General features: G+C 57.2%; 22 protein-coding genes, 1 tRNA gene and 1 pseudogene. 8 read left to right on the top strand and 16 right to left on the bottom strand.

Annotation, left to right across the window (positions count from 1 at the left end):
- Nucleotides 1–25 precede the first annotated feature (25 nt).
- From AC1DFB_RS00735 to AC1DFB_RS00720, 4 genes are all read right to left on the bottom strand, one after another.
- Nucleotides 26–1,591 (bottom strand): FAD-binding oxidoreductase, encoded by a 1,566-nt coding sequence (locus tag AC1DFB_RS00735; protein ID WP_480921900.1) that lies wholly within the window; start codon nt 1,589–1,591, stop codon nt 26–28.
- Nucleotides 1,592–1,711: 120 nt separating this feature from the next.
- Nucleotides 1,712–3,421: an ATP-binding protein gene (locus tag AC1DFB_RS00730; RefSeq protein ID WP_480921899.1), complete on the bottom strand. Its 1,710-nt coding sequence runs from the start codon at nt 3,419–3,421 to the stop codon at nt 1,712–1,714.
- Nucleotides 3,422–3,453: 32 nt separating this feature from the next.
- Nucleotides 3,454–5,016, bottom strand: coding sequence for an AAA family ATPase (locus AC1DFB_RS00725; protein ID WP_480921898.1), 1,563 nt, complete (start codon nt 5,014–5,016; stop codon nt 3,454–3,456).
- 228 nt (nt 5,017–5,244) lie between these two features.
- Nucleotides 5,245–5,320: transfer RNA gene (locus tag AC1DFB_RS00720), tRNA-Trp, on the bottom strand.
- A gap of 142 nt (nt 5,321–5,462) precedes the next feature.
- Here AC1DFB_RS00720 and AC1DFB_RS00715 point away from each other — a divergent pair.
- On the top strand, nt 5,463–6,167 hold the full coding sequence (locus AC1DFB_RS00715) for a DUF374 domain-containing protein (RefSeq protein ID WP_170402235.1): 705 nt from the start codon (nt 5,463–5,465) through the stop codon (nt 6,165–6,167).
- A gap of 34 nt (nt 6,168–6,201) precedes the next feature.
- Here AC1DFB_RS00715 and AC1DFB_RS00710 read toward each other — a convergent pair whose 3' ends face one another.
- From AC1DFB_RS00710 to parC, 4 genes are all read right to left on the bottom strand, one after another.
- The gene (locus AC1DFB_RS00710; RefSeq protein WP_170420395.1) at nt 6,202–6,423 is read right to left on the bottom strand and encodes a hypothetical protein; all 222 of its coding nucleotides are present in this window, start codon (nt 6,421–6,423) and stop codon (nt 6,202–6,204) included.
- A gap of 270 nt (nt 6,424–6,693) precedes the next feature.
- Nucleotides 6,694–7,869 carry an elongation factor Tu gene (gene tuf, locus AC1DFB_RS00705; protein WP_010441214.1) on the bottom strand — a complete coding sequence of 392 codons (1,176 nt, stop codon included), beginning with the start codon at nt 7,867–7,869 and terminating at the stop codon, nt 6,694–6,696.
- Nucleotides 7,870–7,984: 115 nt separating this feature from the next.
- Nucleotides 7,985–8,575, bottom strand: a complete 591-nt coding sequence (locus AC1DFB_RS00700) for a hypothetical protein (RefSeq protein ID WP_170392584.1) — start codon at nt 8,573–8,575, stop codon at nt 7,985–7,987.
- Between the two features lie 97 nt (nt 8,576–8,672).
- Nucleotides 8,673–11,021, bottom strand: coding sequence for a DNA topoisomerase IV subunit A (parC, locus tag AC1DFB_RS00695; RefSeq protein WP_170609722.1), 2,349 nt, complete (start codon nt 11,019–11,021; stop codon nt 8,673–8,675).
- 200 nt (nt 11,022–11,221) lie between these two features.
- Here parC and AC1DFB_RS00690 point away from each other — a divergent pair, with 200 nt between their 5' ends.
- The 6 genes and pseudogenes from AC1DFB_RS00690 (at nt 11,222) to AC1DFB_RS00665 (ending at nt 15,490) form a co-directional block, all read left to right on the top strand.
- Nucleotides 11,222–11,863, top strand: coding sequence for an SH3 domain-containing protein (locus AC1DFB_RS00690; protein WP_480454364.1), 642 nt, complete (start codon nt 11,222–11,224; stop codon nt 11,861–11,863).
- 69 nt (nt 11,864–11,932) lie between these two features.
- Nucleotides 11,933–12,761 (top strand): annotated as a pseudogene (locus tag AC1DFB_RS00685) (SDR family NAD(P)-dependent oxidoreductase).
- Nucleotides 12,762–12,840: 79 nt separating this feature from the next.
- Nucleotides 12,841–13,041, top strand: coding sequence for a twin transmembrane helix small protein (locus AC1DFB_RS00680; RefSeq protein ID WP_170392587.1), 201 nt, complete (start codon nt 12,841–12,843; stop codon nt 13,039–13,041).
- Nucleotides 13,042–13,044: 3 nt separating this feature from the next.
- Nucleotides 13,045–13,617 (top strand): cob(I)yrinic acid a,c-diamide adenosyltransferase, encoded by a 573-nt coding sequence (locus tag AC1DFB_RS00675; RefSeq protein WP_170736993.1) that lies wholly within the window; start codon nt 13,045–13,047, stop codon nt 13,615–13,617.
- A gap of 185 nt (nt 13,618–13,802) precedes the next feature.
- Complete coding sequence (locus tag AC1DFB_RS00670) at nt 13,803–14,561, top strand: electron transfer flavoprotein subunit beta/FixA family protein (protein ID WP_170425241.1); 759 nt, start codon at nt 13,803–13,805, stop codon at nt 14,559–14,561.
- Nucleotides 14,561–15,490 carry an electron transfer flavoprotein subunit alpha/FixB family protein gene (locus tag AC1DFB_RS00665; protein ID WP_170402252.1) on the top strand — a complete coding sequence of 310 codons (930 nt, stop codon included), beginning with the start codon at nt 14,561–14,563 and terminating at the stop codon, nt 15,488–15,490. Before AC1DFB_RS00670 ends, AC1DFB_RS00665 begins: the two co-directional genes overlap by 1 nt.
- A 63-nt stretch (nt 15,491–15,553) precedes the next feature.
- On the opposite strand, the gene AC1DFB_RS00660 is transcribed toward AC1DFB_RS00665, so the two are convergent.
- Nucleotides 15,554–16,372, bottom strand: coding sequence for a DUF6473 family protein (locus tag AC1DFB_RS00660; RefSeq protein ID WP_480921897.1), 819 nt, complete (start codon nt 16,370–16,372; stop codon nt 15,554–15,556).
- Nucleotides 16,373–16,535: 163 nt separating this feature from the next.
- Between AC1DFB_RS00660 and AC1DFB_RS00655 the strand changes: the two genes are divergently transcribed.
- Nucleotides 16,536–17,411: a 3-hydroxybutyryl-CoA dehydrogenase gene (locus tag AC1DFB_RS00655; RefSeq protein WP_170392931.1), complete on the top strand. Its 876-nt coding sequence runs from the start codon at nt 16,536–16,538 to the stop codon at nt 17,409–17,411.
- A 79-nt stretch (nt 17,412–17,490) separates the two neighbouring features.
- On the opposite strand, the gene AC1DFB_RS00650 is transcribed toward AC1DFB_RS00655, so the two are convergent.
- From AC1DFB_RS00650 to AC1DFB_RS00620, 7 genes are all read right to left on the bottom strand, one after another.
- A complete protein-coding gene (locus tag AC1DFB_RS00650; protein ID WP_170392592.1) occupies nt 17,491–18,390 on the bottom strand; it encodes a lysophospholipid acyltransferase family protein in 900 nt (299 codons plus the stop codon).
- Nucleotides 18,391–18,424: 34 nt separating this feature from the next.
- Nucleotides 18,425–18,694 carry an HPr family phosphocarrier protein gene (locus AC1DFB_RS00645; protein ID WP_170392593.1) on the bottom strand — a complete coding sequence of 90 codons (270 nt, stop codon included), beginning with the start codon at nt 18,692–18,694 and terminating at the stop codon, nt 18,425–18,427.
- A 16-nt stretch (nt 18,695–18,710) separates the two neighbouring features.
- Nucleotides 18,711–19,103, bottom strand: coding sequence for a PTS sugar transporter subunit IIA domain-containing protein (locus AC1DFB_RS00640; RefSeq protein WP_170625113.1), 393 nt, complete (start codon nt 19,101–19,103; stop codon nt 18,711–18,713).
- Entirely contained in the window at nt 19,100–19,981 is an 882-nt protein-coding gene (gene rapZ, locus AC1DFB_RS00635; protein ID WP_255611801.1) for an RNase adapter RapZ, read from the bottom strand. Before rapZ ends, AC1DFB_RS00640 begins: the two co-directional genes overlap by 4 nt.
- Complete coding sequence (locus AC1DFB_RS00630) at nt 19,978–20,382, bottom strand: HPr kinase/phosphorylase (RefSeq protein WP_480921896.1); 405 nt, start codon at nt 20,380–20,382, stop codon at nt 19,978–19,980. The genes rapZ and AC1DFB_RS00630 overlap by 4 nt, the downstream gene beginning before the upstream one ends.
- 69 nt (nt 20,383–20,451) lie before the next feature.
- Nucleotides 20,452–22,161 carry a sensor histidine kinase gene (locus tag AC1DFB_RS00625; RefSeq protein WP_170402267.1) on the bottom strand — a complete coding sequence of 570 codons (1,710 nt, stop codon included), beginning with the start codon at nt 22,159–22,161 and terminating at the stop codon, nt 20,452–20,454.
- Nucleotides 22,162–22,193: 32 nt separating this feature from the next.
- Nucleotides 22,194–22,898, bottom strand: a complete 705-nt coding sequence (locus tag AC1DFB_RS00620; RefSeq protein ID WP_170392598.1) for a response regulator transcription factor — start codon at nt 22,896–22,898, stop codon at nt 22,194–22,196.
- Nucleotides 22,899–22,973: the final 75 nt, after the last annotated feature.

The raw sequence follows: 22,973 nt of genomic DNA, 5'->3' as shown, positions 1-22,973 counted from the left end.
CGTTTGGCCTTGGCAGCCCCCGCTTTCAGGGGTTCGAATAGCTCTCGTATGTGATCGTTGGGTCGTCGAATATCGACTTGGACGTATCTCGGATGATGTCTGGCGGAGCGTCATCCGGCACAGGCGAAATGCTCTGCTGATAATGGAAGAAATTATGCGGGTCGAATTTCTGCTTCACGAACAGCAAAGAGTTGAAATACTCGCCCCAATATTGCCAGCGATAGTTCTTCTGAGTCCGCCGCGGATAGTTCTGATAGACGCGGTCAATGAAATAGCCTTCTTCGGTCATCAGTTCCATGAATCCGTCGAGCCACGGCACCACGATCTCTTTTTCTTCTTCCGACACCCAGAACACATCGACGTAGAAGTTCAGCGACACATCACGGTGAATGAAGGCATTGCCTTGTTTGCCCAACGGCATCCGATTGATCGCCCCCCCATAGGGTTCGATGGCCACAGCGCCATAAGCGTTGGGCGTGCTGTCGAGGTAGTCTACGACGCGCTGCCATTCGGCTTCGTTGAGCTGGCGTTCAATATATCCGGCCTGCTTATCTTCACGCGCCTGATCGGGGACGACGGGGATGTCATATTTGTCGTCATACAGCCATGAGTTGATTTCTTGATAGGTGCCATAGTTCTGGTCGTCCTCCCCCATCTCGCCGCCGATTTCATCGCTCAGCAGGGGCTGAACAAACGCTTTCCCCTCTTCGGACGTGCCATCATAGAGCGCCGACACCAGCAGCACTTTTCGATCTCCCTGATAGGCCAGAAAGATATAGGCCCCGAAACGGTCATCTTCGCAGGTGCGCATGTAGTTGGCCTGCAGGTACTCCAGTGCCTTGGCGGCTTTGTCCAGCGGCCATGTGATGTGGCAACCCCAGACTTCATATAGCTGGTGCAGCTGGTAGCGGATTTCCAGCAACACACCAAAGTTGTTGCCGGTCCCGCCTCGTATGGCCCAGAAGAGGTCGGAGTTCGTATCTTTGTCCGCGATCACGATACTGCCGTCCCACAGCATGACCGTGACGCCCAGAACGTTGTCGCAGGCCATCCCAAGCCGGCGCGAGGTAAAGCCATAGCCGCCGCCCATCATGAAACCCGCCACGCAGACATCCTGACAGGCCCCGCCCGGCACGTGCAGGTGATAAGAGTTCAACTCCGAATTCAGCATCTTGAACGGTGTGCCCGGACCGACATAGGCCATCGGCACCTTTGGATCGACGGTCACGTAACGCATTCGGCTGGTATCCAGCACCATCTGGTTATTGACCGAATACCCCGCCGTGCTGTGACGCCCTGACCGCGCAACAACCCACAGGTCATGCTCGCGCGCGAAAGCAAGGCTGGCGCGTACATCCTGGATGGTCTCGCAATAGACGATGATCTCTGGGTAGTCCTGGAAAGCCGGATTCCAAACCTGCCGGTCATTGTTGTAATCCGCGTCGGTCGGCAGAGTGACCGTTCCGATCAGTTTCTTCTCAAATTCACGTATCTGATCGGGCGTGATCGAATGGTACTGCTGCAGCGCCAGATCGGTACGGCTTTGCGCCACGACATCCTTGGCCAGAAGTGTTTTGCTGATCTTACGCATTAGGTCTCCTCATACCACAAGAGCGGGGCGCCGGACTGGTGACCCAGCGCTTAAAAGTCGAAATTCAGGTATCATCCCAACTCTGCCCGCGCCCAAGCTGGCAGCAAGTTGGCCTTCGGGTCAAGTAATCGTTTCCATCAACGCTCGTGCGTCTTTGAGGTCCGGCAGTTGGGCATCTTGATGGAAATGCGACATGACCGAATTCAACGCCTCACCAACCGGTTCGCCTCGGTGTTGCCGCCACTCCGCCAACGCGACCGCCGCACGAAGCTCGTAAAGCCGCGCGCCTTGCCTTTGCGCAGTTTCGATAGCGCGCAATAGCAGCGGTACTGGATCGCCCCCGGTCTTGGCTACAAGGGCGGCCTCAATACGCAGTTGATCGGCCTCGGCCCATTTCTCTTCGGTTTCGCTCAGAACATCTCTGGCGTGCGTCAGAGTCTGATGCGCAGCGTCGTGATGGCCGGCGTTTGTCTGAATCTCGGCAATCAGCGAAGGGAAGAAAGTCTTGTAATTTCCGGCCCCAACCGACCACCAGTCTTCCGACGCCTGACGCAGGTCCTCGATATGTTCGACTTCAGAGGTCGTGGTCGCCTTTGCCCAGCTTTCCCATAGCCGCGCAATGGTCGCCATAAAGGGTAGCGAATGCTCCTCGGCGACTTCGGACAGCGCCTTAACATCCCTTTGCAATGCAGGGATGTCGCGCGCCAGCAGGTGAACCTTGCACATGTAAACCAAGATCTGCGCCACACTATGCGCATGCTTGAGGTTCTTGGACCATTCCAGCGCTGTATTCTGCACCTGCAGGGCATCTTGATGCCGACCCATCAGGCAATAACATGTGCCCAGAAATGCTGATGTAATCGCGGCATGATCCGTTCCATAGACATAGGCTAGCTGGCTGTGCTGATCAAAATCATAAAGCGCCCAAGCTTGCTCAAGATGGCGCTTTGCATCTGACAGGTTGCCCAGATGCAATTGCACCGCCCCCATGGCGCGATGACCGACCATGCGGTGTTCGGTCTTGCCGCTTGTCGCCGCCAGATCGAGGATCTGCGCAGCCACGCCTTTCGCCAATTGATATTCAGCACGCACAAGATGGAATGCATATAGCCCGTTGAGCACAGGAAACAGCCGCTCGGTCTCGTCAGCTCGGTGACATAGTTCGCGCAGACGCCCATAGGCCTCACCCGTCGCATCCCCTGAAATACCGCTTGTTGAGCGCAGGACACCGGCACGTAGAATCTGGATGTCGATCTCTTGCAAATCCCGTGCACGGCTCTTTGGCAGATCGGCAAGCTGATCCAGAGCTTTCGACAGATGGGTCAACGCCTCGGCCTGGGCCGAGCGTTCGATCGCTCGACGCCCCGCGCTTTGCCAGTGCATCACGGCCTCATCCGCGCGTTGGGCCAACGTGTAGTGCTGTGCCAGAACCTCGGGCTGAGTCTGGGCCAGTTGCGGCTGCTTCTCCAGCAACGCACCCGCCGCACGGTCATGCAGCGACTGCCGTTCCGTGCGCAGCAGGCTGTCATAAGCCATGTCGCGAATCAATGCGTGGCGGAAGATGAACTCATCCTCTGCCGCATCCGGGGCTTGAAGAATGATCCCGGCCGATGAGAGCTGTTCCAGTCCGGCCTGCAGAACCGTCGGAGACAGAAACGAAACAGAGGCCAGCAACGCGATCGAGAACTGCCGCCCGAACACGGCGCCGGTTTGCGCCACTTCTTTGGCCTTGCCCAAACGGTCCAAACGCTCCATCAGCGAATCCTGCAACGTGCTGGGAACTGAAAGCGATGGCAGGGGGCCGCGTACGACATACCCCTTGTCGCTCAAGCGCAATTGCCCCGATTCTAAAAGGCCGCGGGTCACTTCCTGGACATAAAGCGGAATGCCATCCGTCTTGGCCGCAATAAGGTCGCAAACCTCGGGTGGTACTGGGTGCCCCCCGCCACCTCAGCTACGATCTCAGCCACATCCCGATTGGTCAAACGCTTGAGAGGTATACGCAGGGTATTGTTGTGGTGACCCCAACCCGGATCGAAACCGGTACGTGCTGTTACGACGATCAGCACCGGTAGGTCCCGAATATGTTCGATCACCCGATCTGTAAGAGACAAGGTGGTCGGATCAACCCAATGCGCATCTTCGAACAACAGCAACACCGGTCGTTCTCGCGCTAACGTTGCAAGCTGTTCTGTCACTGCCTCCAACGTCTTCTCAAGCTTCACTTGCGGCGGCAGGTCGAGAGGCCCCAGCGTAGCATCAGCATCAACGCTCAACAAATCAGCGATCAGGCGCACATGCTCAGGCGGGTGATGGCGCAAGAGGTACGAGAGTTTTCCCAGTTTATCCTCATCGTTGTCTGTCGGCGCAAATCCTGCGGCGCGTTCCAGATGCTGAATGATCGGATAAAGTGCCGAGTTGGCATGAAAGGGCGAACACTGGAAGTTCAGGCGAAGCGCGCCTTGATCCAGCACTTCTTGGCTAAGCCCCTCAATCAGGCGTGATTTGCCGATCCCTGCCTCGCCAGTGACAAGAACCGATTGTCCAGCGCCCTGACTTGCCTCATTCCATTTGTCGGTCAGCTTGCGGAACTCTGCCTGGCGCCCAATGAGCCGACCAGAACCGGCATCAGGCATTATGTCAAATCTGCGCTCGATCCGCGCCTGCCCTGTGACGCTCCAGGCTTGTATCGGTTCCGAAAACCCTTTCAGTGCGAAAGACCCGCGATCCTGCAGTTCAAATGCATTGCCCACCAATCTGCGAGTGGACGGGCTGATGATCAGTGTATTGGGCTCGGCCAAACTCTGCAAACGTGCTGCCAGATTGGGTGTACGCCCCATGACCACGTCATGTTCCTTCAACCCTTCGCCATGGATCTCGCCCACAACGACAAGACCGGTCGAAACACCGACCCGCGCAGTCAGACGTTCCTGGCCTTCCATGCGATTCAATCCTTCAAGAATATCCAGACCCGCATGAACGGCGCGCGAGGCCGCATCTTCCACCGCGTGAGGATACCCGAAATAGATCATCGCCCCGTCACCCATGAAATCGGCGATATGTCCACCAAAGCGAGCAACCGAGGTCGAGCAAATTTCCTTGAACCGCCGAAGCAACTCCCCCAAGTCTTCGGGATCAAGCCGCTCGGACATGGCAGTCGAGCCAACCAGATCAACAAACATAACTGTCAGTTGCCTCCGCTCGGCGACAATCTTCCCGCTGCCTTGCACCGGTGTCGGATTGGCATCCCGCGCCTGCCCCAATGCGGCCATCAATCGGCGCCTTGGTCCAAGTGGCAGCCCAAGGTCGATCAAATCATGTTCGGAGAGATGTGCGAGATCGGCCAATGTAACTTCGTTCGACGCGAATACCGGCGCATACTTCGACAGCCCGTGTTCTTCAAGGAATGCGTCGATCTCTGTCATTATCCCCGTTGTCCCCGATCGTCTCCGGGTTCCCCTACCCGGTCAGGCTTGCATATTGTGACACAAAAGCCGAACGACTTTAGCACATTAGCTGGACAGTCCTGATGGCTTTTCCTTCAGCCTTGATCAAGCTTTTTCTTTATTGCCGCACACGTCAAGTGAATTGCGCCACACGTATGCACCAAGCTCACGCCTCTGTTGCAGGAATTTCGCTTGTCCGGTGGGAAATGGCAGGGGCAGCAGGGTTCGAACCCGCGACCTACGGTTTTGGAGACCGTCGCTCTACCAACTGAGCTATACCCCTAGGCTGGGCCATCAGATATGACAGAGGCGCAGCGGACTCAAGAGGCTTTTTGAGTTTTCCGAACACTTTACCGCTGACAAAAAAGTTGCGCCCGGCGCGCAGTTCTTTAAGACAAGGCTCGGCCAGCAGGAGGACCGCAGCCTTGAGCATCCGCAAGAAAATCGCAGACAGCGAAGCCGTGCTGAACTGGGTCGCGCGACGGATCGCAAGCTATATCCGGTTGGTGCATCGCAACACACGCTGGCAGCGCATCGGTTACGAAGAACTGGATCAACTGGCCGAACAGGGCGAACCGGTCATCGTGGTGCTGTGGCACCAGAGACTGGCACAATCCCCATATTTCTTCCCACTGGACAAGGGCCGCATTTGCTCGATCACTTCGGCAGCGCGCGCGGGCAGCATGGTGGGGCGAGTGCAGAAGCTGTTCGGGATGGATACAATTGCAATGTCCAGCCGCAAGCGCCACGTCGCTTTGTCGCGCGAGGTACTGGGCAAGATGAAACAGGGTATCTCGATCGGCATTGCCGCCGACGGCCCTCGCGGACCCGAGCGGGTATCCTCGACCGTACCGCTGGTCTGGGCTCGCACATCAGGTAAACGAGTTTTCGGCATCACCTATTCCGCGCGGCACGGGCGCGAAGCCGGAACTTGGGATCGTCTGCTGATGCCTCGCCCCTGGCGCAACGACGGCGTGTTTCTGTGCCGCGAATGGACCGATCCAGTTCCACGCAAGGCCAGCGAAGAGCAGATTGAGGCCCTTCGTCTGAGCCTTGAGCAGCATATGAACGACATCACCGCCGAGGCCGACCGGATGGTCGGGCGTGAGCCATGGGCAAAGAGCATGTGAACCCAGAAACCGGCTTGAAACGACTATTGCGCCGTTAGGCCGCGTCTGCGCTGGTTTTGACCGAGGTCGCTCCTCTCGCCATGCTGTCCGACATTTCAGCAAGCTTGATATCAAATCGCTTGCGCTCTCGGCAAAAGTCGCTGATTTTGCACTCAACTTCCTGTTCGTCATCACCGAGAACAGCGGCTCTCATATCGTCCAAATCCTTGCTGTGAAGGATTTGCGTTCCATAGTTCAGAAATTCAAAACCAAACATCTTAGTCTCCCCTGATCGCCGGGACGCGCTTGATTTGCGCGTCACCCTTGCTGTTGCAATAGAGAGCTGGGAGTTCAGTCTTCGTTTGGAGTGGACGGTAGATTAAGAATGCGAGATCGACAGCTGTTTTGTTCAATGAACTCAGCTTGCCCGAGATTATTCGACGAATAATCTCAATGCGCCGAGAAGATTGGATGAGAAAAGGCCGCCCCATGTGGAGCGGCCTTCTTTAGTTCACCGATTTGTCGGGCCAAAGCCCGACTACCGTGATTACTCGATGATTTTCGAGACGACGCCGGCGCCGACGGTGCGGCCGCCTTCGCGGATCGCAAAGCGCAGGCCGTCTTCCATCGCGATCGGGGCGATCAGCTCGACGGTGAAGCCGACGTTGTCGCCGGGCATAACCATCTCGGTGCCAGCCGCCAGGGTCACGGTGCCGGTCACGTCAGTTGTACGGAAGTAGAACTGCGGACGGTAGTTCGCGAAGAACGGGGTGTGACGACCGCCTTCTTCCTTGGTCAGGATGTAGGCTTCGGCTTCGAACTTGGTGTGCGGTGTAACCGAACCCGGCTTACACAGAACCTGGCCACGCTCAACGCCGTCACGGTCGATACCGCGCAGCAGGGCGCCGATGTTGTCGCCCGCTTCACCGCGATCCAGCAGCTTGCGGAACATTTCAACACCAGTACAGGTGGTTTTCTGAGTGTCACGGATGCCGACGATTTCGATCTCGTCGCCAACATTGATCACGCCACGCTCAACGCGCCCCGTAACAACCGTACCACGACCCGAGATCGAGAACACGTCTTCGACCGGCATCAGGAACGGCTTGTCAACTTCACGCTCAGGGGTGTCGATGTAGTCATCAACAGCCGCCATCAGTTCCTTGATCTTCTCTTCGCCGATTTCCGGGTTGTTGCCTTCCATCGCGGCCAGAGCCGAACCTGCGATGATCGGAATATCGTCGCCGGGGTATTCGTAGCTGGACAGCAGTTCGCGAACTTCCATCTCAACCAGTTCCAGCAGCTCTTCGTCGTCAACCTGGTCAACTTTGTTCATGAACACGACCATCTTCGGGATGCCAACCTGGCGGCCCAGCAGGATGTGCTCGCGGGTCTGCGGCATCGGGCCGTCAGCTGCGTTCACAACCAGGATCGCGCCGTCCATCTGAGCGGCACCGGTGATCATGTTCTTGACATAGTCGGCGTGGCCGGGGCAGTCGACATGCGCATAGTGGCGGTTGTCGGTCTCGTACTCCACGTGGGCGGTCGAGATGGTGATGCCACGTGCTTTTTCTTCAGGCGCGCCGTCAATCTGGTCATACGCTTTGAAGTCACCGAAATACTTGGTGATTGCTGCGGTCAGCGTGGTCTTGCCGTGGTCAACGTGGCCAATCGTGCCGATGTTGACGTGCGGCTTATTACGCTCAAACTTTTCCTTTGCCATTCCTCAGGCGCCCTTTTTGCAATTTGGGGGACCCTTGGTCCCGTGGTTACATCTGCGCGCGCGAGATATTTGGTTCAGGGGGAAAATCAAGCACATCCTGAGGGAAATGCATCCATCACGCCGGATTTTGTGTGACAGCTTCGGTTTCAAGCGGCTGGATCAAGCTGGGGCGCTTGTCAAACCAGCCATCATCCTTGTGCTCTTCGGCCAGCCACTCCTCAACCCGGTCGGCAACCTTCAAGGCCAGACCGTTCATCTGTTCTTCTCGGGTGCGCGCATTTCCTGATCCAGTAAGGGCGCTTTCACCGGTGGTATCTTCGAGCACCTGAAACTGCTTGCCTTTAGCAAGGAACTCTTTCTTTTCGACGTCATAGACGTTTACCAGGACGATGGCGGTGCTTTTGGGGTTGTAAATCACAGGAATTCCCGGAGGTGCCAACATGTAGCCCTCGAGACTGATGCCAATGTCGTATTCCTGCGAACCTTCATACCGGCCAAGCCTGATGTCCACTGCATTCTGGATCGCTTTGGTCCATTCATCCGGCGTAGCATCCCGCGAAACCGGTCCCTGAACGGCCTTTTCCGCAAAGGCATAATTCACGCGTAGCTTGAATTCACCCAGCGACTCGGGGTCTTCATAAACCTGCGTTTGGGTGCATGCGCCCATCAGGGCCAACCCGGTGATCAGTGTCAGAATGCGCAGCATGTCTCTCGTCTCGATAGGCCTGTTTTCTTTGGATGTAGCGCACCGATACGGGTTGTGCCAAGCCGTATCGGCAGATTTTCACCAAGCGGACAGCATATCACGAGAACTTGTAATCCCTCGGAAAGCCATAAGGTGCTTTTTTCCCGACACCTGCACGCTTGGCCAGCCATTGGGACATATCCGCCTCGTGCCGGGTTTTGTCGCCGCCCATGGACCATTTCAGGCCCTCTTCCCAGTTGAAGGTGGTGATGTCGGATAACCCACCATCCAGTTCCAGTGTGCCCTGCCGTCCACGCGCCATGTTGTACTTCTGCAAGCGGACACCCTTACCACGGGTCATCTCGGGCAGCTCCTCTGTCGGGAAGACTAGGAATTTCCCGTTCTGCGAGACAACAGCAACATGATCGCCCTCAACCGGCTTACAGATCATCGCCGTCTCGTCTCCTTTGACGTTCAGCACCTGTTTGCCATTCCGGGTCTGCGCCAGAACGTCATCTTCCGGCACCATAAAGCCGTTGCCCGCATCCGAGGCCACAAGCAGCTTTCGCCCCGGTTTGTGGATCAGGATGTCGATAATCTGCGCCTCGTTCGGCAGGTCGACCATCAGACGTAGCGGTTCGCCCATGCCGCGCCCGCCGGGCAGGTTAGCGGCGCTGACGGTATAGAATCGGCCATTTGACGCAAAGACCAGCAGGCGGTCCGTAGTTTCCGCGTGGAAAATGAAACGTGGGCCGTCACCATCTTTGAACTTCAACTCGCGCTTCAGATCGATATGGCCGGTCATTGCCCTGATCCAACCCATCTGAGAGCAGACGACCGTGATCGGTTCCTTGTCGATCATCGCCTCAAGCGGCACTTCCTCGACCTGACCTGCCTCGGCAAATTGTGTCCGGCGCGCGCCGCCTTCATAGTCTTTGCCGAAGGTCTTCTTGGTCTCTTTGAGCTGCTCAGCGATCTTGGCCCATTGCAGGGCGGGATCAGCCAGCAGGTCTTCGAGATTGGCGCGTTCCAGCATCAGCTCGTCGCGTTCGCGGACCAGTTCCATCTCTTCCAGACGGCGCAAGCTGCGCAGGCGCATGTTGAGGATGGCGTCGACCTGAACTTCGGACAACTCACCCTCACCCGGTTTGGGCGAGATATAGTCGGACTCATCGGTTGCGCGGACGTGATCGATGCCCCAATCTTCGCGCATCAGAGCGGCCTTGGGGTCGTCGTCGTAGCGGATGATATCGATCACCCGGTCGAGGTTCAGGAAGGCGACGATAAAGCCCTCCAATACCTCAAGGCGGTGGTCGATCTTGGCCATGCGGTGACGCGACCGCCTGATCAGCACCTCTTGCCGGTGGTCAAGGAACGCGCGCAGCACTTCCTTCATCGAACAGACCTTGGGCGTCACCCCGTCAATCAGCACGTTCATGTTGAGGCTGAAGCGCACCTCAAGGTCCGAGTTGCGATAGAGCATGCCCATCAGCACCTCGGGGTCCACGTTCTTAGAGCGTGGTTCAAGGATCAGGCGGATGTCATCAGCGGATTCGTCGCGGACATCGGCAAGGATCGGGATTTTCTTGGTCTGGATCAGTTCCGCGATCTTTTCGATCAGCTTGGATTTCTGAACCTGATAGGGAATCTCGGTGACGATGATCTGCCACTGGCCACGCCCCAGATCTTCAACCTCGTATTTACAGCGCAGCCGGAAGGATCCACGCCCGGTGCGGTAGGCCTGCGCGATATTTTCGGGCGGCTCGACAATGACGCCCCCGGTTGGAAAATCCGGGCCGGGAACGTAATTCAATAGCGTATCGTCACGCGCATCCGGCGTCTTGATCAGATGCAGACAAGCGTCGCACAGCTCGGAAATATTATGCGGCGGGATATTCGTCGCCATGCCCACCGCGATACCGCTGGCGCCATTGGCCAGTAGATTCGGGAACTGTGCGGGCAACACGACCGGTTCGGTCAGTGTGCCGTCATAGTTGTCGCGGAAATCGACAGCGTCTTCGTTCAACCCTTCCAACAGGGCTTCGGCCACGATGGTCATCCGCGCCTCGGTGTATCGAGAGGCCGCCGGATTATCGCCGTCGATATTGCCAAAATTCCCCTGCCCGTCGACCAGTGGATATCGGACGTTGAAGTCCTGTGCCAAGCGCGCCATTGCGTCGTAAATCGCCGCGTCGCCATGAGGGTGATAGTTACCCATCACGTCGCCAGAGATTTTCGCTGACTTACGGAAACCGCCCGTCGCACTGAGTCGCAACTCGCGCATCGCGTAGAGGATTCGCCGGTGAACCGGCTTCAATCCATCGCGCGCATCTGGCAAAGCGCGGTGCATGATGGTGGAAAGCGCGTAGGTCAGGTAGCGCTCGCCAATTGCGCGGCGCAGCGGCTCGGCTACCTCGCCCCCATTGTCAGGGGTCTCCATATTGGGGTCGTCGATCGTATCGTTCATACATGATGTGATACGACGCAAGCGCGCGCGGGTAAAGCAATCGGCGCATATTTTGCTGGGGACAAGTCGGGCTTTTTGCAACAGGGGGAGGCAAGTATCGGATTTCCCCCGCTTTTCGACTCGAAGCTGAATCTATGGTAGGCTTTCGAACATTAAGACTGCTGCCTTTTATTGATGTTACGATTGCCAGGGGGTGCGCCATGAAGCGTGTTATTGTTATCACTTTCGCCATGCTCGGCTGGAGCTTCTATGTGATGAGCGGGGGCCCGGATTTCGAACCGCGCGGCACCCGCACCGAGCAACCGGTTCGCGTTGCCTCTGTGCCAGAACATGAGCCTGCATCCGACCACGCACCTCGGGCTAAAGACGACCACGCACCTCGGGCTGAAGACCTTGTGACCAACGTTGCCGCGCGCATTGTACAGGCGCGCGCTCAGCCCGAGCCACAAGTAGAGGAGGATGCCGCGGTCGTCCTGTCACAAGTCACCAACGATCCGCTGTCTCAGTTCTCTGCATTTGACGAGAACGGCGTCAGCTTTACTCTGGCTTCGCTTGAAGACGGAGCCGCCGGACTGTTGCAGGTCGAGGCCGAGGTGCAGGATGACATCACACCTGTGAATCAGGTCATCGAGCCCGAGAAAGATATCCGCGAAATCTCGGGCACGCGGGTCAATATGCGCGATGGGCCCGGAACGATTTACCCCATCATCGCCAAAGCCAAACTTGGCCAGCGCGTTGAGGTTCTCAGCGATTCCGGCACCGGCTGGCTGCGGTTGCGGTTATACCCTGATCAGCGGGTGGGTTGGATTTCTGCCTCACTGGTTCGGAAACCAACAAACTGACGCAACTGTGTCATTGTCCTGACCTAAAGCTCGCCATAGCTATGGGCGAAGTACACAGGCGGGGGCAATATGCAGAAATCGATTCTGATCACAGGCTGCTCATCCGGGATAGGTCTGGACGCGGCGCACGGGATGCGCGCGCGCGGTTGGCGCGTTTTTGCCTCATGCCGTCAACAGCGTGACTGTGATCGGCTACGGGCACAGGGTTTCGACAGCCCGCTGATCGACTATACCGATTCCGATAGCATTACCTCAGGCCTGCAGCAGGTTTTGGACGCGACCGGTGGCACGCTGGATGCGTTGTTCAACAATGGCGCTCACGGCCTTCCCGGCGCGGTTGAAGATGTCCCAATCGAAGGGCTTCGCCTAATTTTCGAGACCAACGTATTTGGCTGGCACGAACTGACCCGGCAAGTGATTCCCGTGATGCGGGCTCAGGGCCATGGGCGCATCGTGCAGAACTCATCAGTGTTGGGACTGGTCGCGTTCCCCTGGCGCGGGGCATACGTCGCCACCAAATACGCCATCGAAGGCCTGACCGATACCTTGCGCCTAGAGCTACGAGACACCGACATCAAGGTCATCCTGATCGAACCAGGCCCGGTCACCTCGAAGATCCGTGTGAACGCGATCCCTGTCTTCGAACGCTTTATTGACTGGAAAAGCTCAGCCCTGCGACAGAGATACGAGGATACGCTGCTGAAACGCCTCTACGAGATCCTCCGGACCTGACAAGTTCGAACTGCCTGCCTCGGCTGTTACCGCCAAATTGGCGCATGCGGTTGAATCCAAGCGCCCACGACCGCGATACTATGTGACGACGCCCACATATGTCGCCGGATATCTGCGCCGTATTCTGCCCACCCGGGCCATTGATCGCATCCTCTCGGACATATGAGGCGAAATTACCTGTTCGCTTTTGCCGCTATCAACGCTAGATGACGGCTCAACAACTGAACAAACACGGATGGTGAGCTATGGACCTGACGATGGTCATACTGCTTCTGGCCATGGCGGCGGTCGTCGTCGTGCTGGTGATGGGCATTGCCAATTTTGGAAAACCCGGCAAAGAAGCCGCGCTGAAAAGCAACAAGCTGATGCGCCTGCGGATCCTGTTTCAGTTCATTGCGGTGCTGCTGATCGTACTTTACGTCTATCTGCGTGGGCAGGGAGGGTAAGGCATGGTCGTTCTCAACAAGATTTACACGCGCACCGGCGATGATGGGAAAACCGCTCTGGGCAATGGTGAGCGCGTTGCCAAATATTCCGGGCGTGTCGCGGCCTATGGCACTGTGGATGAGCTGAATTCCTTTGTCGGCGTGGCACGGACCGAAGCAGTCGGAGAAGTCGAAGCCGCCTTGTCCCGTATCCAGAATGACCTGTTTGATTTGGGTGCCGATTTCTGCCGCCCCGACATGGATAAGGATGCCGAGGCCGACTACCCGCCCCTGCGTATCGTTTCCGCTCAGATCGACCGGCTTGAAGCAGAGATCGACGCGATGAACGAAGCGCTCCAGCCCTTGCGCAGTTTCATCCTGCCCGGTGGCTCACGTTTGGCCGCGCATCTGCATGTGTGCAGAACAGTTTCGCGCAGGGCCGAGCGGTTGGCGGTTGAGCTGACAAACATGGAGCCGGTCAATGAGGTGGCTGTCAAATACCTCAACCGCCTGAGCGATTGGTTCTTTGTCGCCGCGCGCTGTGCCAACAACGGCGGGCACGATGATGTGCTCTGGATTCCCGGTGCAAACCGGTGATCGCGCCTGCCGTCGGGAAACTAAATTTCGTTTCTGGTCCAAAAAATGACAAAACGCGACGTCTCGAAACCATGAGTTGACGATTTTGCTCTGTCGCAGAACATCACGACCCGCTATCTAAGCCAGCGAGAGCATTGGTGGAGTCGCTGCGCGGCTTGCCGTTTTTGTAAGGAGCATACGCAAAAATGAAGGTACTCGTGCCTGTCAAGCGCGTGATTGACTACAACGTGAAAGTTCGTGTGAAAGCGGATGGCAGCGGCGTTGATCTCGCCAATGTAAAAATGTCGATGAACCCGTTCGACGAAATTGCCGTGGAAGAGGCGATCCGCCTGAAAGAGGCGGGCAAGGCCGATGAGGTTGTTGCCGTTTCGATCGGTGTGAAACAGTCGCAGGAAACCCTGCGGACCGCACTGGCCATGGGCGCCGACCGCGCCATTCTGGTTGTCGCGGCGGATGACGTGCATCAGGACATCGAACCGCTTGCCGTTGCCAAGATCCTCGCCAAAGTGGTCGAAGAAGAGCAGCCGGGCATCGTTCTGGCGGGCAAGCAGGCGATCGACAATGACATGAACGCCACCGGTCAGATGCTGTCGGCCCTGCTGGGCTGGAGCCAAGGCACTTTCGCATCCGAGCTGGACATCGAAGGCGACACTGCCAAGATCACCCGTGAGGTTGACGGCGGTCTGCAGACCATCTCCGTCAAAATGCCAACCATCGTGACCGTCGACCTGCGCCTGAACGAGCCGCGCTATGCGTCGCTGCCGAACATCATGAAGGCGAAGAAAAAGCCGCTGGATGAAAAAACCGCCGCCGATTATGGCGTCGACGTCACTCCGCGTCTGGAAATCGTCAAGACCGAAGAGCCGCCGGCACGCGCCGCAGGTATCATCGTGGGCTCGGTTGATGAGCTGGTCGAGAAACTCAAAGAAGCGGGGGCTGTGTAATGGCTGTTCTTCTTCTCGCAGAGGTTAACAATGGTGAGCTGTCGGTTGACGCCACCGCCAAGACCGTAGCGGCTGTCAAATCGCTGGGCGACATCACCGTTCTGGCCGCAGGTGGTTCTGCCGCTGCTGCTGGTGAGGCCGCTGCCAAGATCGATGGCGTATCCAAGGTTCTAGTGGCCGAAGACGCCTCGCTGGGTCATCGCCTGGCGGAATCGACCGCAGCCCTGATCGTGGGTCTGGCCGATGGGTACGAGCATATCGTTGCCCCTGCCACCACCGACGCCAAGAACGTGATGCCGCGCGTTGCAGCCCTGCTGGACGTGATGGTGATCTCGGACGCGTCCGGCGTGGTCGATGCCACCACTTTCGAGCGTCCGATCTATGCGGGTAACGCGATCCAGACCGTGAAATCGAACGACGCCAAGAAAGTCGTGACCATCCGGACCGCCAGCTTCGATGCGGCGGGCGAAGGTGGTTCGGCGGCGGTCGAGACCATCTCGGTCGGCGAAAACCCCGGCCTGTCGTCGTGGGTCGAGGACAAGGTTGCTGAAAGCGACCGTCCTGAACTGACTTCGGCTGGTGTTGTTGTTTCGGGTGGCCGTGGTGTTGGCTCGGAAGACGACTTCAAACTGATCGAAGGCCTGGCCGATAAGCTGGGAGCCGCCGTTGGTGCCTCACGCGCCGCAGTTGACTCGGGCTACGCCCCGAACGACTGGCAGGTGGGTCAGACCGGTAAAGTTGTTGCCCCTGACCTGTATGTTGCAGTCGGCATCTCGGGTGCGATCCAGCACCTGGCGGGCATGAAGGACTCCAAGGTCATCGTTGCGATCAACAAGGACGAAGAAGCGCCGATCTTCCAGGTCGCAGACTTCGGTCTGGTCGCAGACCTGTTCCAGGCCGTACCGGAACTCACCGAAAAACTCGGCTGATTTCAGACAAAGATTTTTCAACGAAAAATCTTAGAAGGTCCGCCACTGGCGGGCCTTTGCTGTTTATACGCCCAGGTCGTTGATCACTTGGGCAAGTGAGCCAGCGATATTGCGATGTGTGGCTGGGCCAATCATATGCTCGGCAATCGGTTGTTGCAGGGTGCCAAACAACATGTCTTCAAGCTCATTCGATACGCCGGATACCTGAACCTGCAAGGACAAAATATCCGTACAATGGGGTCCCAAAGGCTCAATCATCTCGGGGTTGATTGCAAAGCTGTCACCCGGTGTCGAATCCAAATCGCTTCTCTCCACTTGCAGATGCAAAAGCAGGACGGGCGGGCCTACTTTCGCAAGAAACTTGCCGAGCTTTTCGATCCAGACATTGCGCAACTCTTGTTCTACAAGTTCAATACGAGCATCCGAGCGTGCCGACAGGCGGGTCAGCAAGTGCTGTACAAAATGGACATCCGTAAAATCTTCTTCGGGATACAGCGCAACCAGATCGGCATTTGGCGCAACGAAACGGTCATTGCGTCGTGGGTGCACCCGGTAGAATCGGTTCGATAGCCCCAGCATGCCAGGTAACTGCAGGACGCATATGTCAGACCGGTTTGCGATCTCCAGTAGCCCTTTGTCCTGCGTCAACGCCTCGGCACCGCAGAACAGGCTGCCCAGATTGACACAGCGGCGATCCAGACGACGTTCCAACTCATTGGGAAAGGGGGTTTCTACGAAACGGCCAAAAGTCTCTTCGCCTCCCAAACATGCCACATAGGGGTTGTTCAACGCCCTTTGGGGGCCCCTGAAACGTAGTTTCGAACTTTCATATTCGCACGTCGTTTCCGCGGAATGGACCGCATTGATCGATTGATAGCTCATCACACTCACCCAAATATTCACCCAACCGCCATTTTGCCGCCGCAAGTCTTGAGAAAGTCCTAATGCGCGCATTTGAAGCGAAATTGACTGTCCCCGTCCCCTTGCCGCCCATAGGGAACTGCCGATAATGTCGCCATATTCTGCGAACAAGGGCATCGAACAAATGGACGTAAAATCAGTCGGAGTGATCGGCGCTGGACAGATGGGCAACGGGATTGCTCATGTTATGGCGTTGGCAGAGTATGATGTTCTACTGAACGATGTCAGCCAGGACGCGCTAAACAGCGCGATGGCAACCATTGAAACCAACCTGGCGCGTCAAGCGTCGCGCGGCAAAATCTCGGATGATGCAGTGAAATCCGCGTTGGGTCGGATCACGACGACGCTGAATCTGCCGGATTTGGGGCAGACCGATCTTGTAATCGAAGCCGCGACCGAGCGGGAAACGGTGAAACAGGCAATCTTTGAAGACCTGTTGCCGCACCTACAGCCACATACGATCCTGACATCGAACACTTCGTCGATCTCAATTACCCGGCTGGCCAGCCGCACCGACCGGCCCGAACGTTTCATGGGATTCCACTTCATGAACCCGGTCCCTGTGATGCAGCTCGTCGAGTTGATCCGGGGCATCGCCACCGATGAAGCAACCTTTAACTCCTGTAAAGCCGTAGTGGACCGGCTTGGCAAAACCTCAGCCAGCGCCGAAGATTTTCCGGCCTTTATCGTGAATCGCATTCTGATGCCCATGATCAATGAGGCGGTTTACACATTGTATGAAGGTGTCGGGAATGTGCAGTCCATTGACCAATCGATGAAACTGGGCGCAAACCACCCTATGGGCCCATTGGAACTGGCGGACTTCATCGGCTTGGATACCTGTCTGGCGATCATGAACGTGTTACATGACGGACTGGCAGACACCAAGTATCGTCCCTGCCCGCTGTTGACGAAATATGTCGAAGCCGGATGGCTGGGACGCAAAACCGAACGCGGGTTTTATGATTATCGAGGCGAGGTTCCGGTACCCACACGGTAGAATCTGAGAGGGCCAGCCCTCTCTTGAGCCTATGGCTCAATTCACTCCCGAGATATTTTTGGCCAGATGAAGGGGCGGATCAGGATTTGAGCGTCTTGCCCAGCGCCATGGTGTGATCACGGAGCCATGCCATGAAACCGCGGGGGTCGCGTTCCAGCAGGTCCATGTCTTTATCCGAAATCGGGTCACCGATCACCGGCGACTGGGGCCTGTTGCAGGATCGGACGATTTCGTGCAGCAGTAGGCCCTGGCGCAGGATGGGCGATATCCGGTTGGCAATTTGATACCAGCGCGAGTTGCTGCCAGGGAAGAAGATCGGCACGACCTTGGCACCCGACCTACGGATCATCTTCGCGGTGAAGACATTCCACTCCCGCTCGATGGCTGGTCCGAACCAATCATCCGAAGACATCACAACACCTGACGGGAATAATGCGACAACGCCCCCATCTGCCAGATGTTTCATCGTCTTGCTGCGCATCTCGAGCATCTTGGCCTGCGCTTCAGGATCATGCGGGAACGGCACCGGGATCATGAATGAGGTCGCAGCTTCATCCAACCCGGTCAGGACTGAGCGGGTCAGGATGCGATAGTCACTGCGGACCCGGCCGATGAGTTCAGCGAAGATCATGCCATCAACCATGCCGTGCGGATGGTTCGCGACGACCACTACGGGGCCTTCTTTTGGGATGCGGGCGATCTGTTCGGCTGGGGTTGTCAGCTCGATACCCATGGTCTTGAGCGCACCGCCCCAGAACTTCTGACCTCGATAGCGTTCGTTCTGCTTCTCGAACTTGTTGACCATGCGCAAGATGGTCAGCTTGCCTGTGCACCATTCGATGGCGCGAATGGCCGTAGACGTCCAGGCATCGTCAAACGAGTTGGCGTAGGTCAGGGTTCTGCGGTCGTAGATTTCACCCTGATCGGTGTCGTGATCCACTACAGGACCTGTCTTGGTATCGTGCGTGGTTTCCGCCAATTGCCTTGTCTTTCCGTCCTTGGTGTCGTGGCTGTCAGAACCCTTCGCCGAACTTATCGTTCACCAATGTTTCCAAAGCCTCTGCCAACGCCTCAGCATCCGGGCCGGACGTCTCGACGTCAATAGTGCTTCCGCGCGACGCTGCCAACATCAAAAGGCCCATGATACTGTCGCCCGAGGCAGAAAGCCCGTCTCGTGACACCTCGGCGCGCGCATCAAAGCCTTCGACCACCTCGACCAGCTTGGCAGAAGCGCGGGCGTGAAGGCCCTTTTCATTGATAATTTTCAAACTCTTGGTCGTCATATGAATCTATCCGGTGTCAATCCAATGTCACATTTTGCGCATTGATGTACTTTCGTCCAGCTTCCAAAGCCAAACGCACGGCCTCGGCCAGTGGCAAGTGGCGACTTTTGGCCAGTTTGATCAGCATGGGAAGGTTGGCCCCGTAAAGGATTCGCCGGTCTTGTGGCGCACATGCGCGCAGGCTCAGATTCGAGGGGCTGCCGCCAAACAGATCGGTCACCACAACGACGCCATCGCCCATATCGACCTCGTCCGCCGCGCGGCAGATTTCAACTTGTTTCGCTTCGCGATCATGGTCGGCTTCTATCGGGATGGCCACCAGTCCGGGTTGCTTTCCAACCACATGCTGCGTGGCCGAAAGATACTCCTGAGCCAACCCACCATGTGCAACAATAACGATCCCGATCACTCCGGCCTCACATTCAACGCGCGTCGTTCCATTTCGCGATGCCTAATTGCCACCTGCTGCCCCCCTTCTGCAAGGGCCTTTGCAACTGCTTCAGCCACCGCGACCGAGCGGTGCTGCCCTCCGGTGCACCCAAATGCAACTGAAAGGTGCGCTTTGCCTTCCTCACGGAAGGCCGGAAGCAGTTCGATCAGCAGGTCGACCACCCGGTCAAAGAAGACGCCATAGTTTGCATCTGATTGAACATAGGCCGCCACATCCGAGTTTCGACCATCCGCATCCCGCAGTTCAGGCCGCCAGTATGGATTGGCCAGAAACCGGCAATCGAACACCATGTCCAAACCGCGCGGCAAGCCCCGCTTGTACGAGAAGGATTCGATCGACACCGCCAGATGCCGCCCGCCCTTTGGGGCGAACCAGCGTTCGACCTCTTCCCGCAACTGATGCACATTCAACGCGCTGGTGTCGATCAGCGTGTCGGCAAACTCGCGAATTGGGGCTAACAGTTCCTTTTCCTGACAAATGCCGGTTTCCGGGCTGGCATCAGTCGCAACCGGGTGACGGCGGCGGGTCTCCGAGAAGCGACGCAGCAGCACCTCGTCCCGGCAATCCAGATAGAGGATCGTCAGGTCGACATTCTCCATCCGGCCCAGTTTGGCGGCAAGTTCGATAAACCCGGTGGTTGAAAAATCGCGGTTGCGCGCGTCTATACCCAAAGCCATAGGGCGCGCAGGCTCCGAATTGTCGACGAGGCGAGCCAGCAACCCCATCGGCAGGTTGTCAATCGCCTCGAACCCCAGATCTTCAAGCACATGAATTGCGGTCGATCGCCCTGCACCGGAAGGACCTGTTATCAGAACGACGCGCTGTTGTGCTGTCATGTATTCGGCCATTCCGGGGCTACGCGCCCCATTTTCACAAGTTGAATAAGTCCTGCAGCCAAATTGGGCACGCCAGCCCCGCGAAGCAAGGGAACAGTTTGCTTCAACACAAGAATTTCAGCGGGTTCAGGTAATCGCGCGGGCTCGGGTTGGTCCATATCCACAACAAATGCCAATCGGACCGGCCTCGCGGCTTCAGCTCGCAGTAACCCGATGCCGCGCGCTTCAATCAGGCCGCGGATCTGCGGAAGTCCAGCTGCCATCACGTGATCGGCCTTTCCGGTCAATTCGACCCGGTCATCCGCGACAAGCTGCGCCCCAAGCGCCATCATCTGTAGCGCCAAAGAAGATTTGCCCGTACCCGAGGCGCCAATGATCAATAAGCCTTTTTCCTGAACCACAACACAGGTCCCATGAATGCAGGCCGACCCTTGACCCGCTATCTCAGAAAGTGGGGTGGTGCTCATAACCTAGACGGGAAGCCCGACAACAAACCGCGCACCTAGCGGGTCCGAGGTGATATCGGCTTCGGTCGGACGGATGTTTTCTGCCCAGATCACACCACCATGCGCCTCGACGATTTGTTTCGAAATCGCCAATCCAAGGCCCGAATTGTTGCCGAAATGCTCTTCGGGGCGTTCGGAGTAGAAACGCTTGAAGATCTTGGTCAGCGCCTGATCAGGAATGCCGGGACCGGTGTCTTCAACCACCACGAGCACGCGGTTGTCACGACGGCGGACCCAGACCCGGATGGCGTCTTTGTCCTCGCAGAACGAAATCGCATTGGTGATCAGGTTGACAAAGACCTGCGCCAGACGCGCCTCGAGCCCGTTGACCACGATGGGGTCCGAGGGAAGGTCAGTGATATATTCGATGCCTTTCGAACGGGCATCTTCACCCAGAAACTGACTGATATTGCCAAGCAGATTGAGCAGGTCAAAGGGCTGCTCTTCTTCTTTCACCAGTTCCGCGTCCAGCCGCGATGCGTTCGAGATATCGCTGACCAGTCGATCCAATCGCCGCACATCATGCTCAATCACGCCCAATAGCTTTTCGCGCTGATCATCGCGTTTGACCATGCGCATGGTGCCCACGGCGGATTGCAGGCTGGCCAACGGGTTCTTGATCTCATGCGCGACATCGGCCGCAAATTGTTCGTTCGCGTCAATGCGGTTATAAAGCGCCGTGACCATCCCGCGCAAAGCCTGGCTCAGACGGCCGATTTCATCCGGGCGCGCACTGAGATCCGGGATGCGGATACGTCCGGGGTTCACTCCGGCTCCGCGGTCCTTGCCCATCTCGGCAGCGGCGGCCAGATCAGCAAGAGGATTGGCAATCGTTGAGGCCAAAACGAGGCTCAGACCGATCGAGACCAGCAGTGCCACCACAAACATCTGCAGGATCCGCTCTTGCTCCTTGCGGGCCAGCGCATCGATCTCGCCCGCCGGGCCCGCCATAGCAACGGCACCCACAGGCGTATCGTCCAATAGGATCGGGGCCACGGCGACAATCACCGTCTTGCCTTTATCGTCGTGCACGGCCTGTACTTGCAATCCGCCGTTCAGCGCTTGCGGGATCATTTCCTGCACCCGTTGCGCCAGCGTCGGAGCCTCGCTTTCGGAAGAACCGCTAAAGATCGCAGAAACACCATTCCAAACCGCGTTCAATGCGTCGCTGATCAAAGTGCTTCCAGCGGCGCTGTCGGCGTCCAGATGCAAAAGGCTGGGCAATTTGTCAGCCATGGGCGCTCCGCGTGTCCAACCAATCAGAGTGCCAGTGCCGTCATATACAAAGACCTCACCGCCTTCGGGCAAGCTGAGGCCTGCCAGCGTGTCGCGGACATCTAATGTCCTTGCACCATTGGCAGAGGGTTGACGCAGCTGGGTTTCAAAAACGTTGCTTACAAGTTGCGCATCACCGACCAGGTTCTGCGCGGTCTGTTGAACCCGTTCTTTTCGCGTGTCGTCCAGATACAGCAGCCCTGCCACCAAAATGACAAGGGCAATGAGGTTGAAGGTGATGATCCTGCGCGCCAGGGGCGAATAGCGCAGCGAAAACAGGTTTCGTCGCGAACGCTTGGCCTGTAGCTCGGCAGCATCAGGGTCTTGGGGGATGACCCAGTCATCCCCAAGAACGACGCCTGCGTCGTGCTCTTGGTTGGCTTGTTCAGTATCGCGCACGAGACCCCTTCGGCTTAATAAAACGGCCGCGCCTATTCTTCGTTATAACGATACCCGATACCGTACAGCGTTTCTATCGCCGAAAACTCGGGATCGGCGGCGCGCATCTTCTTACGCAGACGCTTGATATGGCTGTCAATGGTGCGGTCATCCACGTAGACCTGATCATCATAAGCCACATCCATCAGCTGATCGCGGCTTTTGACAAAGCCCGGACGTTGCGCCAAGGCCTGCAGCAGCAGAAACTCGGTAACTGTCAGCGAGACATCATTGCCCTTCCAGCTGACTGCGTGGCGCAGCGGGTCCATCCGCAGCTCGCCCCGCTCCATCACTTTTGTATCGCCCGAGGCCGCGTTGGTCACATCACCATCGACCGCTTCCTGACGGCGCAACAAGGCGCGAATCCGTTCGACCAGCAGCCGCTGAGAGAATGGTTTTTTGACGTAGTCATCTGCACCCATGCGCAGACCCAGAACCTCGTCAATCTCGTCATCTTTGGAGGTCAGAAAGATCACGGGCATCTGGGTTTTCTGCCGCAGCCTTTGCAGCAGATCCATGCCGTCCATCCGCGGCATCTTGATATCCAGTACGGCCATGTCTGGCAGCTTTTTGTTGAAAGCGTCCAGCGCAGCCTGACCATCGTTGTATGTTTCGACCTCAAACCCTTCGGCTTCGAGTGTCATGGACACGGACGTCAGGATATTTCTGTCGTCGTCCACCAGTGCAATCTTTGACATCGGGTTCACCCCTATTCCTGCTCACTCGCGCAATAATACGCTTTTTTGTAAGGCATTGTTGGCGGTTTTGAGCCA

The organism is Ruegeria sp. S84 (assembly GCF_056583445.1).
The sequence above is the reverse complement of the archived record's forward strand: the minus strand, read 5'-3'. Positions and strand labels throughout refer to the sequence as shown.